The 16,118-nt window shown below is 38.5% G+C and carries 11 protein-coding genes; 5 read left to right on the top strand and 6 right to left on the bottom strand.

All coding sequences use genetic code 11. The features are described 5' to 3' along the window. Positions 1–133: 133 nt before the first annotated feature. From DV427_RS06885 to map, 4 genes are all read right to left on the bottom strand, one after another. Entirely contained in the window at positions 134–3,424 is a 3,291-nt protein-coding gene (locus DV427_RS06885) for a YadA-like family protein (protein WP_162790281.1), read from the bottom strand. Between the two features lie 37 nt (positions 3,425–3,461). Further along, positions 3,462–3,677 (bottom strand): ESPR domain-containing protein, encoded by a 216-nt coding sequence (locus tag DV427_RS06880; RefSeq protein WP_114891775.1) that lies wholly within the window; start codon positions 3,675–3,677, stop codon positions 3,462–3,464. A gap of 194 nt (positions 3,678–3,871) precedes the next feature. Then, complete coding sequence (gene glnD, locus DV427_RS06875; RefSeq protein ID WP_114891774.1) at positions 3,872–6,463, bottom strand: bifunctional uridylyltransferase/uridylyl-removing protein GlnD; 2,592 nt, start codon at positions 6,461–6,463, stop codon at positions 3,872–3,874. A 93-nt stretch (positions 6,464–6,556) separates the two neighbouring features. Then, positions 6,557–7,363 (bottom strand): type I methionyl aminopeptidase, encoded by an 807-nt coding sequence (gene map, locus DV427_RS06870; protein ID WP_114891773.1) that lies wholly within the window; start codon positions 7,361–7,363, stop codon positions 6,557–6,559. Positions 7,364–7,499: 136 nt separating this feature from the next. On the opposite strand from map, the gene erpA reads away from it, so the two are divergent. From erpA to argG, 5 genes are all read left to right on the top strand, one after another. Beyond that, a complete protein-coding gene (erpA, locus tag DV427_RS06865; protein WP_009500973.1) occupies positions 7,500–7,844 on the top strand; it encodes an iron-sulfur cluster insertion protein ErpA in 345 nt (114 codons plus the stop codon). 1 nt (position 7,845) lies between these two features. After that, positions 7,846–8,199, top strand: a complete 354-nt coding sequence (locus tag DV427_RS06860; RefSeq protein WP_114891772.1) for a YacL family protein — start codon at positions 7,846–7,848, stop codon at positions 8,197–8,199. Positions 8,200–8,205: 6 nt separating this feature from the next. Further along, the gene (gene mrcB, locus DV427_RS06855) at positions 8,206–10,563 is read left to right on the top strand and encodes a penicillin-binding protein 1B (RefSeq protein WP_114891771.1); all 2,358 of its coding nucleotides are present in this window, start codon (positions 8,206–8,208) and stop codon (positions 10,561–10,563) included. 165 nt (positions 10,564–10,728) lie between these two features. Further along, on the top strand, positions 10,729–11,601 hold the full coding sequence (locus DV427_RS06850) for a phosphoribosylaminoimidazolesuccinocarboxamide synthase (RefSeq protein WP_114891770.1): 873 nt from the start codon (positions 10,729–10,731) through the stop codon (positions 11,599–11,601). Between the two features lie 177 nt (positions 11,602–11,778). After that, positions 11,779–13,113, top strand: coding sequence for an argininosuccinate synthase (gene argG, locus DV427_RS06845; protein ID WP_114891769.1), 1,335 nt, complete (start codon positions 11,779–11,781; stop codon positions 13,111–13,113). Positions 13,114–13,230: 117 nt separating this feature from the next. Here the strand turns inward: argG and rnb are convergent, their stop codons facing one another. Both rnb and DV427_RS06835 read right to left on the bottom strand, forming a co-directional pair. Beyond that, a complete protein-coding gene (gene rnb / locus DV427_RS06840) occupies positions 13,231–15,210 on the bottom strand; it encodes an exoribonuclease II (protein WP_114891768.1) in 1,980 nt (659 codons plus the stop codon). Between the two features lie 65 nt (positions 15,211–15,275). Beyond that, positions 15,276–16,064 (bottom strand): enoyl-ACP reductase FabI, encoded by a 789-nt coding sequence (locus DV427_RS06835; RefSeq protein WP_005644958.1) that lies wholly within the window; start codon positions 16,062–16,064, stop codon positions 15,276–15,278. Positions 16,065–16,118: the final 54 nt, after the last annotated feature.

Here is a 16,118-nt window from a genome sequence, read left to right as displayed (position 1 = left end):
TTTGTAAAGGATAACATAAGGCAAATTTACCTAGAAATATATTTTTCAAGAACCACAATTTTTCACGTCAACACCCGTATTTTTATAAAAAATGCGGTCCAAATTGACCGCACTTTTACTCTTATCCTTTATTTTACCAGTGGTATCCTACACTTCCCCCCGCATTCACATCACTTCGGCTATTGATACTAGCACCCAATTTAACCTCAATTTTGTTATTGGTTAAACGTCTGCCATAACCGACCGCTAACGCGTGTTCTCCTTTATAAGTGCCTACTGCCACAGAAACCGCAGACTCTCCAGCAAAATTTCCCCCTTGTAAGAAAGCAATCGCTGTTGCCCCCGCAATCCCTGCCCGTAAATCTTTGTTCATTTTTTGCATATTGCGATCGAGTTGTTGAATAGATTGCTGATCTTTGCGGATTTGTGCTTTCAAACTATCGTGTTCAGTACGAAGCTGTTGTAACTCTACTTTACTTGCTCCGCCACCTAACATCTCAGCAAATTCAGTTTCTGATTTACCTTGATTAGCAGGCAATTCTTTCCAACTTTCATAAGCAGATTTTCCTTTCTCGCCTTTAAGACCTTGTCCTCCTTTAAGGCCCGGTTCTCCTTTAGGACCTTTCTCGCCTTTTATTGCGTTAGTGAAATCAGCTTCAGATTTATTTCCATTGCCGTCTTGCGCTTTCCATATTTCGTATGCGGATTTTCCTGCATCACCTTTTTCGCCTTTTATTGCGTTAGTGAAATCAGCTTCAGATTTATTTCCATTGCCGTCTTGCGCTTTCCATATTTCGTATGCGGATTTTCCTGCATCACCTTTCTCGCCTTTTATTGCGTTAGTGAAATCAGCTTCAGATTTATTTCCATTACCGTCTTGCGCTTTCCATATTTCGTATGCGGATTTTCCTGCATCACCTTTCTCGCCTTTTATTGCGTTAGTGAAATCAGCTTCAGATTTATTTCCATTGCCGTCTTGCGCTTTCCATATTTCGTATGCGGATTTTCCTGCATCACCTTTCTCGCCTTTTATTGCGTTAGTGAAATCAGCTTCAGATTTATTTCCATTACCGTCTTGCGCTTTCCATATTTCGTATGCGGATTTTCCTGCATCACCTTTCTCGCCTTTTATTGCGTTAGTGAAATCAGCTTCAGATTTATTTCCATTACCGTCTTGCGCTTTCCATATTTCGTATGCGGATTTTCCTGCATCACCTTTTTCGCCTTTTATTGCGTTAGTGAAATCAGCTTCAGATTTATTTCCATTGCCGTCTTGCGCTTTCCATATTTCGTATGCGGATTTTCCTGCATCACCTTTTTCGCCTTTTATTGCGTTAGTGAAATCAGCTTCAGATTTATTTCCATTACCGTCTTGCGCTTTCCATATTTCGTATGCGGATTTTCCTGCATCACCTTTCTCGCCTTTTATTGCGTTAGTGAAATCAGCTTCAGATTTATTTCCATTGCCGTCTTGCGCTTTCCATATTTCGTATGCGGATTTTCCTGCATCACCTTTCTCGCCTTTTATTGCGTTAGTGAAATCAGCTTCAGATTTATTTCCATTGCCGTCTTGCGCTTTCCATATTTCGTATGCGGATTTTCCTGCATCACCTTTCTCGCCTTTTAATTCGGGCATTTGCTTAATGGTTTCTTTATTCAATGAAATAACGGTTTTTCCGTCTTTTTCTTCTGCTTTCAAGCCACCTTCAAAAGTATAAAGTTTTGTAAAAAACTTTTTAAAGTTATCTTCGGTGAAAATTGTTTTACCGCCAGCTTTTAAAGCACCATCATCAACGGTAAGTGAAACTGTTTTATCACCCTCTCCCAATGTTACACCAGTAAAACTTGGAGATTTCAACATTCCAATACGCAATACTCCAGCGTCGTTAAATGTTACTAAATTATCAGAAGTGTACTTAGCTTTATTAGCATCGTTATAAACAAAATCACTTTTGCCTTGAATCTGAAAAATACTGCCAATTTCTTTTTTAATTAGTTTATCTTTGGTACTATCTACTTGATCTTTATCATAATCATTCAACGCAAATGTTAAACCTGCGTTTTTTAATGATTTCAATTGAGCTACATTTACTGCGTCAGTATCTTCACTACCTGCAGCCAGATTAGTGATTTGGCGAGTTATACCTATATTATGATCTCCTACAGATACAGCTCCTGCTGTAGCACGCCATACTGAAACTAATTTATTTTTTTCATGTTCTTTTAATTTTATTTCAGATAATTTGCTATCCAGTTCAGCTGATTTTTGATTTAAACGCTGCTCAATATCCCTCTCTTCCTCACTAGAAAGATTAGCTTTATTTTTTTCATTCACAATACTTGCAAACTCAGTTTCAAGATTATTAGCTTCCTTTTTTAATTCAATGAGCTCTTTTGAAAGCTCAGTGTATCTAGATTTGTCAGCATCAGTATCAAAAACAAATTCCTTATTTGAACCATCTGAATCCATCTTTACCCTTTTATTCAAAGGGTCATAACCAATACTTTTAAGATCATCAAGGCTTCGATCTGCCAAAGAATTTTCCCCTAAAGCTACCGCACTTTCAACATTTGATATTGCGTCATGCCCCAATGAAACTGAACCTCGTTTATTAGCTTGAGCAACATGTCCTAATGAAATGGCATCACGCTCTTTCGTTATAGCAAATGCACCAATTGAAGCTGAAAAATATCCTTGCGCAACAGCTGAAGAACCTACGGCAAGGGAAACATGATCATGTGCTTCCCCCCCAACAGCAATGCCTTGACTACCGAATACTTTTGAAAGAGCACCAAGAGCAATTCCATAGTTATATTTTTTCTTATTGGTTGGATGGATGATTGAATATTCTTTATCTTGGTGTGTATGAAAACGTGGGGTTGCACTATCTGCTGGGGGAACAGAATTTTTCTCACCTACGTAAGAATATGCCCCTAAAGTAACAGAGTTATCACCTGAAACACGAGATGAACTACCTATAGCGACTCCATTCACATCATAAGCTTCAGCTCGATCTCCATAAGCTTGAGAAAGATGCCCTTGAGCTTTAGATAATTGACCTATCGCTTGGCTTCCTGAATTCATCGCCTTTGCTAGTGTACCTATTGCAATAGCATTTAATTGTCCACTTGCTTCTGCCCAGCCACCTAAAGCTATTCCTTGTTCACTTTTACTATTTGATGCAACACCTATTGCAATACCAAGTGCTTTTTCTGTGGTTGCTGCAACACCAATAGCTACGCTTGCATCTGCCCCCACTTTGGTAGATGCTAGCTTTCCTACTGCAATTGAATCGGTTCCTTTTGCACTATCGTTATAAGAGTTATTACCATTGCCTAGATCGTCATGAGTATGATTAATACTCACAAAACGAATCCTAGCAGAATCAATGTTCCGCTCTAAATCTTCTTTAGCACGAGACAATTCAGCTTTTGTAACAGGATCAGAATCTGCCGCAAAACTATTTGTTGAAAATAAAAGAACGGAAGATACTGCTAAGGCAGGCAGGCAGGCAGGCAGGCAGGCAGGCAGGCAGGCAGGCAGGCAGGCAGGCAGATGATGTGTCAAAAACTTGTAAGCTACAACGTTTTGATTTTGATTTTCCTTTCGCTAATTCAGATACAACTTGGAACATTTGCAAACCGGCGTTCCACAATACTTTATAAATAGTATTCATACAATTCTCCACTACTAAATCAATGCTATATAAAAATAGAATAAAATTGGTTTATCAATTATACTCTAACTAATTCAAAAAAATGTGAAGTTCGTCACAAATTTAAAAATAACCATAGTAGAATATATAATTATTCTTAATAGTTTCAATGTAAGGCTATGAGAGTTAATTTATTCATATATCTACATTATTAGTTAGTGAATTTCTTTCACAAGAACTTGTTTTAATATTTCTCTCTCCTCTCTTGCAAGAGCTTTCCCTAATTGATTCGTCAAAATAAAAAAGTCCTCGGCTTTCTCGCCCACAGTGGTAATTTTCGCATTCAATAAATTGAGATTTAGCTCACTAAAAATCTGGCTCACTTGCGCTAATAACCCTGGTTTATCCAACGCAACCAGTTCCATTTCAGTATGCTCTTTTTTATTTTCGTGTAAAAAACGTACGTCAGTTTGTACACTGAAGTGTTGAAGCTGACGATTCGGGGCAATAGAAAGTGCGGGTAATTTTTCACTTTGAAGGGCTACTGTTAGAGCTTGCTCTAATTCTCGGCGACGATCAAATTCCACTAATTCACCGTTAAGTTCTGTGATGATAAAGCTATCAAAAACATAACCATCTTGTGTCGTAATAATCTGCGCATCATGGATACTGAATTTTTTTGTGCCAATGGTACTCACGACTTTATTAAATAAGTGCGGTTGATCTTGGCAATAAATAAACACTTCCGTGCCGCCAAGTGAAAAGCGATTACTAATTTTCACTAATAATGACTCAGCAAACCCCACTAGCAAACTTGTATGCCACGCGATTTGTTTTGGCGTATTACGCACAAAATAATCTTCAGGACAACGATCCCATAATTGCTCAATCAAGATTGGTGCAATCTCGGAATAATCCTGCGTTAAAATTTGTTGTGCAAGTTTTCGGTTTTCTTCCGATTTTTCTGAGTAATCAAGCAATTCTTTCATACCTTGTGCAAATTGCTGTTCAGTAAATTCATATAAAGAGGCAAAAAGAGAACGTTTCCAGCTATTCCATAAATTACCATTGGTTGCGCAAATATCCGCCACCGTTAAACAGGTGAGATAATCTAATCGAACTTGATTTTGCACGGCTTCCGCAAAATTCATAACCACTTCAGGATCATGAATATCACGGCGTTGCGCCGTAATTGACATCAGCAAATGGGATTGGACAAGCCAAGCAAGGGTATCAATTTCTCGACGATCTAAACCATGTAATTGCACAAAGTCTGCTACGTCTTCTGCGCCAAGTTCTGCGTGATCACCGCCCCGCCCTTTTGCAATATCGTGGAATAACGCTGCAATATAAAGCAAAGTGCGGTCAGAAAGTTGGCTAAAAATTCGATGAGCAATGGGATGTTCTTGCGCACTTTCCTGTGACAGAAAACTTTCCAATTTCAACATCACGCGCAATGTATGCTCATCCACCGTATAAATATGGAACAAATCAAATTGCATTAAGCCCTCAATGGCTTGCCATTGCGGAAGATACGCAGTTAATACGCCATATTGGTGCATCGGCATAAACGCACGCTTAATCGCATTAGGTTGATTAAACAAACGTAGAAATTTTTCCCTAGCTGCAGGAATTTCACATAATTTTTGTGGTAGTTGATCTAAGGAAATTTGTAATTGACGCAAGGTATCAGAATGAATATTGGCCTGTTCGTACTGCGTTAAATAAAAGAATAGATCTAAAATTCGTTCTGGTTTTTCTTGAAAAACAAGGCTATTACGCAAACACAAGCATTGATTAATCAGTTGAAAATCATCGTCTAACTGATGAATCACGCTATCCTGATTTGATGAAAGCACATTTTCTCGATAATGCTGAATCAGCAAATTACTAATCAACGAAATTCGGTGCAATGCTTGGAAAAAACATTTCATCATTTTTTCCACAGCTTGATTGCCTTCCCCTAGGAAACCCAACAATTCACTGACTTTAATTTGACGATCAAACAACAGACGATTATCGTAACGTTTCAAAATCAAATGCAAAGCAAACCGCACTTTAAATAAAAAAGCACGACTTTCTTGTAGTTGCTGATATTCTTGAGGATAAATAAAACCACTTTGTAAAATGGCCTCAAGAGTCAGCGCCCCCGAATGGCGCAACGCCACCCAATACAACAAATGTAAATCTCTCAAGCCACCAGGGCTGTACTTAATATCTGGCTCAAGGTTATAAGCCGTATTGTGATAACGCTGATAACGTTCTATTTGCTCTTGCACTTTGGCATTAAAAAAATCTTCTTTCGACCAAAAATCAGCATGTTTTACTAATTCATTTAGCGCATCAAAGTGCGGTCGATTTCCAGCAAGAAATCTGGCTTCTAATAAATTGGTGGCAATCGTAATATTTTGTTTTCCTTCCGATTCACATTGTTCTAAGGTTCGAACACTATTTCCCACCTCAAAGCCACAATCCCATAAAAATTGGATAAATTGGGTGATCTTTTCTTCAATTTCTGGGCTAGGCATTTGCTCGACCAAAATTAAAAAATCGAGATCCGACAAAGGAAACATCTCACGCCGTCCATAACCGCCTACAGCAATTAAAGCAATCCCCTGTTGTTCACTTAATCCCATTTCCAGCCAAAGTTGAATCAATAAGGCATCATAAAAATCACTGCGATTTTCAATAAGCTCAAAAATGGAATAACGAGAAAAATTCTCAAGCTCAAATTGCTTAAGATTTTCTCGCTCAATTTTGACCGCACTTGGCGTTAAAGGAGAAGAGAGTATCGGAGAAAACAGCATATTAATTGCCTTTTGTTATATCGAAGTCGTTTTATTATAAAGAAAAATAAAAAGGGCGTATATCTACGCCCTTATCCTATAATTTTATGTCAATTACACATTCACCATAATCCGTGAAATTCGACCTTCTGCAATTTCTTCATCGCGAATAGTCATCACTTCACAACCAGTTTCCATGACAACAAGTTGATGTTCATATTGTGCTGAATGGCTGCGATCTTTGGTTTTTACTGTCCAACCATCACCCATCACGCGCACTTCTTTTTTTCCCGCATTAATCATTGGCTCAATCGTAAACACCATGCCTGGTTTTAAAATCACACCACCATCATCTGCGTAATAATGCAATACTTGAGGTTCGCAGTGAAATTCTGTACCGACACCATGTCCGCAATATTCGCGCACAACGCTGAAAGTTTGACTTTCAGTATATTTTTGCACAGCTTTACCTACTTCATTTAAACGAATACCTGGTTTTACTGTGCGCAATCCCACGTATAAGGCTTCCTGTGCCGCTTCCACTAACTTTTTACTACGAATATTCGTTGCACCACCCACGATATACATTTTTGAGTTATCGCCAAAATAACCGTCTTTAATCACCGTGACATCAATATTCACAATATCGCCATTTTTAAGCACTTTATCGTCACTTGGAATACCGTGACAGACAACTTCGTTAATGGAAATACAAGTAGATTTTGGGAAACCGTGATAATTCAAACATGCAGGGATAACCTTTTGTTCATTCACCATATATTCATGGCAAATTCGATCAAGTTCGCCAGTAGTTACACCTGCTTTTACGTAAGGTTCAATCATCACCAGCACATCCGAAGCCAATTTGCAGGCCTCACGTAGTTTTACAATTTCTTTTTCTGTTCTAATTGGAATAGCCATTTTATTTCACCTTTTTTGAAAAAAATTTTGCCAGATTATAGCACGATTTCTAGGAAAAAACTGGATTACACTTGAATGGAGTAAATGGTTATTAGATAATAACGGAATTCAAATTTTCGGGAAGCGGGAAATAATTATGACAGATAACATTGCAGTACCATTGACATTTACTGATGCAGCAGCGAATAAAGTAAAAAATTTAATCAGCGAAGAAGAAAATACTAATTTGAAATTACGCGTGTATATCACGGGTGGTGGCTGTAGCGGTTTCCAATATGGTTTTACTTTTGATGAAAAAGTGAATGAAGGCGATTTAACGATTGAAAAATCAGGGGTTCAACTTGTGATTGACCCAATGAGTTTACAGTATTTAATCGGTGGTACCGTCGATTACACAGAAGGTTTAGAAGGTTCACGCTTTACTGTAAATAATCCAAATGCTACCAGCACTTGTGGCTGTGGTTCATCCTTTAGTATCTAAGATGGATTTTCAATTTACACATTATCAAGGCAATGTATCCGTAAAATGTTCGATGGAACACATTGCTCTTGCTAACTGGTTCAATACTGAAGTGCGGTCAAATCCAAAGGCGATTTTGACCGCACTTTCTACTGCGCAATCACTCTCTGAAAATCAAGAAAATATCTTAATTGGCGCAGAATATACATTGTTTTTAGATGCTGATGAAGTAATGGTACGAGCGAATAATCTCGCCATTGAAACAGATGAAATTTTGGAAGACGATTTTCATTATTATGATGAGGAAAGCATTGCTTTTTGTGGCACGCAAGATTTTATCCATTTCCTCGAAGCTTATGTTGATTTTATCTCTTAACCGACTATGACCACCGAAAACGTTCAAAAAAATCCCGAAGAAAAAACACCCAAAAAACACCGTTCTTTCAAAAGCTTTCTATTAAAAGTAGCGTTTAGTGGTGCGGTATTAACCGTATTTTATGGCGGATATTTAGATTGGCAAATCCGTTCGAAAATGGACGGGCAAATTTGGCGTTTGCCCGCTGAAGTATATAGCCGTATTGAAAGTGTGAAAATTTCAGATAATCTCGCTTTCGATGAAGTGATTCAAATTTTATTAGATAACGAATATCGCCAAACGACCATGGTAGCCGCACCAGGCGATTTCAAATTGGAAGATGATACCATTGTGGTTCTTCGTCGAGCTTTCCCTTTCCCTGATAAACCAGAACCACAACGAGTTTTACGTTTACGTTTTGTCGATAACAAACTTAATCGAATTGAAGATCTCGTTGCCGTAAAAGCAATCGATGAATTTCGCCTTGCGCCCAAATTGATTGCAATGTTGGAATCTGATAATGAAGATCGCCTTGCAATTCCTTTACAAAATTACCCGCGCTTATTGATTGATGCCCTAATTTTAACAGAAGATCGCCGTTTTTATGATCATCACGGTATAAATCCAGTGGGGATTATACGAGCATTAATTACCAATATTCGTGCGGGACAAACTGTACAAGGTGGTAGTACACTCACTCAACAACTCGTGAAAAATTTATTTTTATCAAGCGAACGTACGATCACCCGTAAAGCAAACGAAGCCTTGATGTCACTGCTGTTAGATTGGCGTTATGATAAAAATCGTATTCTCGAAACCTATCTCAATGAAATTTATCTCGGACAAAATGGCGATACGCAAATTCACGGTTTTGAATTAGCCAGCCAATTCTATTTTGGTCGTTCAATTCGTGAAATTAGCTTAGATCAAATTGCACTTTTAGTCGGGATGGTCAAAGGCCCTTCACTTTATAATCCTTGGCGTAATCCTCAAAATGCCTTAGAGCGTCGTAATGTTGTTTTAAAGCTCATGCTTGAACATAAAATGATCAGTGATGAACTTTATCAATTATTAAGCCAACGACCTTTAGGTGTTCAACAAAAAGGACAAATCTCCCGTAAATATCCGTCATTTATTCAAACTTTACAGGCGGATTTACGTCGTAAACTAGGCGAACATAAAATATCCAGTTTACTTGGCGCACGGATTTTCACCACAATGGATTTAAAACAACAAGCCCAAGCAGAAAATGCAGTGGTGAATACAGTTTCACAACTACAACTGAAAACTAAAAATCCATATTTAGAAGGCGCCATGATTGTTGCGGATTACCGTGTGGGTGAAATTCGTGCGGTAGTGGGTGGTTTACAAACGCAATATGCTGGCTTTAATCGTGCATTAATGGCAAAACGTCAGATTGGTTCTTTAGTCAAACCATCAATTTATTTGACCGCACTTTCTAATCCAGAACAGTTCCGTTTAAATACCCCAATTAATAACCAGCCAATTACGATTAATGTCAAAGGTAGCCCGCCGTGGCAACCGCGCAACTATGATAAAAAATATAGCGGTTCGGTAATGTTAATGGATGCCTTAGCGCGTTCTTTAAATATTCCGACTGTTAATATTGGGATGAAAGTCGGCTTGAGCAAAGTCATTGATACACAAAAAGCGATGGGATGGGATAACGTGGAAATTCCAAAAGTGCCCGCTATGTTGCTCGGGGCTTATACTATCTCACCTTATGATGTCACAAAACTTTATCAAACTATTGCAAATCAAGGTGGACGGATTGAGCTCACAACCGTCGATACCATTGCAGATCGCCAAGGAAATATCATTTATCAACATGATAAAACCGCAAAACAAGTGGTACCACAAGAAGCCGCATTCCAAACGTTATTTGCGATGCAACAAACTGTTGAACGGGGTACAGCTCGTAGCTTACAAAATGATTATGCGGATTTACGTTTAGCTGGTAAAACAGGGACAACAAATGATGCACGTGATACTTGGTTTGTGGGGATCGATGGAAAAAATATCAGCACGGTTTGGCTTGGTCGCGATGATAATGGTGAAACAAAACTCACTGGTGCATCAGGCGCATTACAGATTTATAAAGATTATTTAAGCCATACTTATATTGAGAAATTGAAGCTAAATAAACCTGAGAATATGAAATGGGTTGGTATTACCCAACATGGCAGCTGGGATTGTGACAGCAATCGAGTGATCCCAGTTTGGGTCAATAATGGGCAGAATTTCTGCGGAGGCACATCAAATGCTTCTCCATCGCCAGCTACTCCACCAGCTGAAACAGAAATCGCACCTCGACAAGAAAGCGTCTGGGATGTATTGGATAACCCAAATCCACCCGCTCAATAATTAATCGCGGTATATTTCTAATAATAAGCAAATTTTTGAAGCAAAAAACTACATTTCCCCTGAAATTTCAGGGGATTTTTTATTTCTTTTAAAAAATAGCAAACGTTTGCTTTAAAAGTGCGGTACAATACGCGCCAGTTTTTACTTTCATACAGGTGCAAAACGATGACACAACAACTCCCCACTTTAAGTCTAAAAAAAATCTATTCAGGTAAAGTACGCGATCTCTATGAAATCGATGATAAACGTATGCTAATGGTTGCTTCTGACCGATTATCTGCGTTTGATGTTATTTTAGATGATCCCATTCCACGAAAAGGCGAAATTCTGACTCAAATTTCCAATTTTTGGTTTAACAAACTTGCTCATATTATGCCGAATCATTTCACTGGCGAGACTGTTTATGATGTGTTGCCAAAAGAAGAAGCTGATTTAGTCAAAGATCGTGCGGTAGTGTGTAAACGTTTGAATCCCATTAAAATTGAATCTATCGTGCGTGGCTATTTAACTGGCAGTGGTTTAAAAGATTACAAACAAACTGGAACCATCTGCGGATTAAAATTACCTGAAGGCTTAGTTGAAGCCAGTAAATTACCAGAACCTATTTTCACCCCATCAAGTAAAGAAGCCGTTGGCAGTCACGATATAAATATCAGCTATGCAGAATGTGAAAAACTCATCGGGGCTGATTTAGCCGCACAAGTAAAAGAAAAAGCTATCTCACTTTATACTGCTGCTGCAGAATATGCACTGACTAAAGGCATTATTATTTGCGACACAAAATTTGAATTTGGTTTAGATGAAAATGGCACACTCACCTTAATGGATGAAGTATTAACACCAGACTCTAGCCGTTTTTGGTCTATCGATACTTATCAAGAAGGGATTAATCCTCCATCATTCGATAAACAATTTGTACGCGATTGGTTAGAAAATAGCGGCTGGAATAAACAAGCGCCCGCCCCTAAAGTGCCAGAAAATATTATTCAGAAAACTTTTGATAAATATCAGGAAGCGCTGGATTTATTAACAAAATAGAGATCAAAATCCCTGCTATTTAGAGCGGGGATTTTTTATGCACGATGATAACTAAAGATTTTTCGTCTTAATACATAAAAGGCTGGACAAACATAAAAAGTGCGGTTATATTTAAATGACTTTTTATTCAAATAAAATGATTAATTATTCAACCTAAATTATAAACAAGGAAAAGATATGTCAAATACAATTCTACAACATTTACCTGAAGGGCAAAAAGTCGGTATTGCTTTCTCTGGCGGATTAGACACTAGCGCAGCATTACTTTGGATGCGTCAAAAAGGCGCAGTGCCTTATGCATACACCGCTAATTTAGGTCAACCTGATGAAGATGATTACAGCACAATCCCTAAAAAAGCAATGGCGTATGGCGCTGAAAATGCGCGATTAATTGATTGTCGTGCTCAGCTTGCTCATGAAGGCATTGCGGCAATTCAATGCGGTGCATTCCATATTTCTACAGGCGGAATTCCTTACTTCAATACAACACCACTTGGTCGCGCAGTAACCGGAACGATGCTAGTTGCTGCAATGAAAGAAGACGATGTAAATATTTGGGGGGATGGCTCTACATTCAAAGGGAATGACATCGAACGTTTCTATCGTTATGGTTTATTAACAAACCCGAATTTAAAAATCTATAAACCTTGGTTAGATGCGCAATTTATTGAAGAACTTGGTGGCCGCTTTGAAATGTCTCAATTCCTTATCGAAAATGGTTTTGACTATAAAATGTCAGTTGAAAAAGCATACTCGACAGATTCCAATATGCTGGGTGCAACTCATGAAGCAAAAGACTTGGAGCAATTAAGCACAGGCATGAAAATTGTTAAACCAATTATGGGTTTAGCATTTTGGGACGAGAATGTAGAAATTAAACCAGAAACAGTAACCGTCACTTTTGAAGAAGGCGTCCCTGTCGCATTAAATGGTAAACGTTTTGATAATGCAGTTGATATTATTCTAGAAGCCAATCGTATCGGTGGCCGTCATGGTTTAGGGATGTCTGACCAAATCGAAAATCGTATTATTGAAGCAAAATCTCGTGGTATTTATGAAGCGCCAGGGATGGCATTATTGCATATCGCTTACGAACGTTTAGTAACGGGTATTCACAATGAAGATACCATCGAACAATATCGTATTAATGGCATCCGTTTAGGCCGTTTGTTATACCAAGGCCGTTGGTTTGATCCACAAGCACTAATGCTGCGTGAAACAGCACAACGTTGGGTGGCAAAAGCAATTACGGGCACTGTAACACTTGAACTTCGTCGTGGTAACGACTTCACTATCTTAAATACCGAATCACCAAACTTAACCTACGAAGCAGAGCGTTTAAGTATGGAAAAAGTGGAAGATGCGCCATTTGATCCAATTGATCGTATCGGTCAATTAACTATGCGTAACTTAGATGTATCTGACACCCGAGGTAAACTTGGTATCTATGCACAAACAGGTTTATTAAGCGCAATTAAAGATTCAGTATTGCCACAATTAGGCAAGAAATAAGATAAAAGTGCGGTGAAAATTGACCGCACTTTTCCGCTTATAAAAATGGCTACTTCATGTAGCCGTTTTTTATTCCCGAATATTCAACAACTTAAAATTGGTTGAAAAAGAAGCATTTTATTGAACGATTTCGCCGACAATACTGCGAGTTGCTTCTTTCACTTCCGTAAGTTTCACTTTCACAATATCACCTATTTTGTAAATGCGCTCCCCTTTAATATAAAGGGCAATCTCATCGGAATTCACCTGCATTTCTTCTTTATTATTATGTAAAGTTGAAGAAGGTATAAACATTGAGGCGCCATTTTCTAATAATTGCACACGTAAGCCACCACGCATCACATCTTGCACTTCCGCCTCAAATTCGGCATTTGATTCAACTTTATCGACAAGATAACGGCAATATAACCAATCTGCAATATCACGTTCTACTAGGCGATTTTGGCGACGAGCCTCTTGTAAACGGGCCAGCACCTCATCTTGTGGCTTATTACAAGCTTGTTGTGTCAATACTGCTTTAATTAAACGATGGTTCACCATATCAGAATATTTACGAATTGGTGATGTCCATGTCGCATACCCTTCTAAACCAAGACCAAAGTGCGGTGCTAATTCCGATTTAAATTCGGCGAAAGTTAAATAACGACGTAAACGGAACTCTAAATAGTCGCCTTCTATCGGTTCAATATCATGGCGCATTTGGCAATAACCGTTTAATGTCGCCAAATTTTCTACCGAATAACACTCAGCAAGTTCAGCTTGATTTTGTTCATTGGCTAAATTTGCCATTAAGAAATTGTGCGCATTCTCTAAGAATTTCTTATCAAAACCGCTATGCGTATTAAAAATACCGGTTTGTGCCTGCTCTGCTAAAAATTGCGCAGCACAAATGTTAGCAATAATCATCGATTCTTCGACAATTTGATTGGCTATACGACGATATTCTGCTTTGATTTCTGCCACTTTGCCATTTTCAGCGAGCACAAAAGAATAATCCGGTTTTTCTTTAAATAACAAAGAATGAGTCTTACGCCATTGAATGCGTGCTTTAGTAAATTGATGTAACCAATCAATTTGTTGTGCAATTTCTGATGTTTCTGGCTGCCATGAGTTGTCTGCACATTCTAAATAATCCGACACTTTGTTATAAGCCAATTTCGCTTTAGATTGAACATAAGCCGAAACAAAATGCGGTTTAGCCGTGATATTGCCTTCAAGATCCGTTTCGATATAACAAACAAGGGCTGGACGCGTTTCATTTTCCATTAACGAACATAATTCATCAGATAATTCACGTGGTAACATAGGAATGTTAAAGCCAGGCAAATAATTGGTGAAACAACGCTGTCTCGCATCTTTTTCAATTTGAGAATCTAACGCGATATAAGCAGTTGGATCCGCAATCGCTACAACTAATTTCCAACCTGTTTGTTCACCATTTTGTTCTATAGGCTCTATATATAAGGCATCGTCCATATCCATTGTGCTTTCAGAGTCAATCGTTACAAAATGAAGTGCGGTCAGATCTTCACGAGTTTGTTGATCTAACATTTCATAACTTTCAGTGCCTTGCACAGGATAACGAGATTGCTCATGACGTGCCAATGTTACCCACCAAGGGGCAAATTCATCATCAGCTCGGCAAATAAACTGATTAATAGTGGCATAGAAAAAGCGATCATCACGTAATGGGTGTGTTTTTAAATTAGCAACCACCCAATCACCTTCCTGTAATTCTTCTTTTACAGATTTAGCTTGTTGTGCGCCAATTGGTTGATTGATACTTGGATGATCCACCAAAACTTGTAATTTCTTGTCTTTATTGAACCGCACTTTGGCAATGAAACACGTCAACATTGGCTCAATTAAGAATTCCGGCTCGGCTTGTTCTTTATCGCCTTGCTTTTCAATGGTGGCTTTGATTTTATCACCGTGCATCACCTTTTTCATTGAAGGCGGCGCGATGAAATAGGTTTTCTTATCGCACTCTAAAAAACCGTAGGCTTTATCAGTGCTTTTTACCACGCCTTCTACATGCTCTTTGCTGTCGTGGATTTGTTGTTTAAGCTGTGCGAGTAAAGGATTATCTTGAAACATAGTTATATTTTAAAAAAGAGAAAAGGCAGACTGAAAAGCCTGCCTAAAAAAGAATGTAAGAAAAATTATTCTTCGCCTAATTCGCCCATTGCGGTAATGCTGAAACCTGCATCTACGTGAACGATTTCACCAGTAATACCCGATGCTAAATCAGAGCATAAAAATGCTGCTGAGTTACCCACATCTTCAATAGTGACAGTACGGCGTAATGCAGCAGTTTTCTCAAAGGTAGAAAGCATTTTCTTGAAGTTTTTAATGCCTGATGCCGCTAAAGTGCGAATTGGGCCAGCAGAAATTGCATTCACACGAATACCTTCTTTACCTAAATCCGCTGCCATTACGCGTGTTGCTGCTTCAAGAGACGCTTTCGCTAAACACATCACGTTATAGTTAGGAATCGCTCGTTCTGCCCCTAAGTAAGAAAGGGTTAATAATGCAGCATTTGGATTTAAATAAGGACGTGCCGCTTGTGCCATTGCAACGAAGCTATATGCGCTAATATCGTGAGCAATACGGTAACCTTCACGCGTTGCCGCATTGACATAATCGCCATCTAATTGATCGCCCGGTGCAAATGCGATTGCGTGAACAAAACCATCAAATTTATCCCAACGCTTACTTAATTCTGCAAAGCAATTTTGAATGCTTTCATCAGTTGCAACATCTAAAGGAAGCACGATATCAGAACCAAATTCTTTGGCAAATTCTTCTACGCGCGGTTGTAATTTATCGTTTAAATAAGTGAAAGCAAGTTCTGCACCTTGTTCTTTCATTGATTTTGCGATCCCGTAAGCGATAGAACGATTGCTTGCAAGACCGGTTACTAAAATGCGTTTACCTGTTAAGAAACCCATAATTTTTCCTATATTGTTAGCGTAAAAAACTTGCGTAGTATAAGCGAAAATTTG

The organism is Haemophilus haemolyticus (assembly GCF_003351405.1).
GTDB lineage: Bacteria > Pseudomonadota > Gammaproteobacteria > Enterobacterales > Pasteurellaceae > Haemophilus > Haemophilus haemolyticus_N.
Note: the sequence above shows the minus strand (reverse complement) of the source record. Positions and strands in the feature narration are given on the sequence as shown.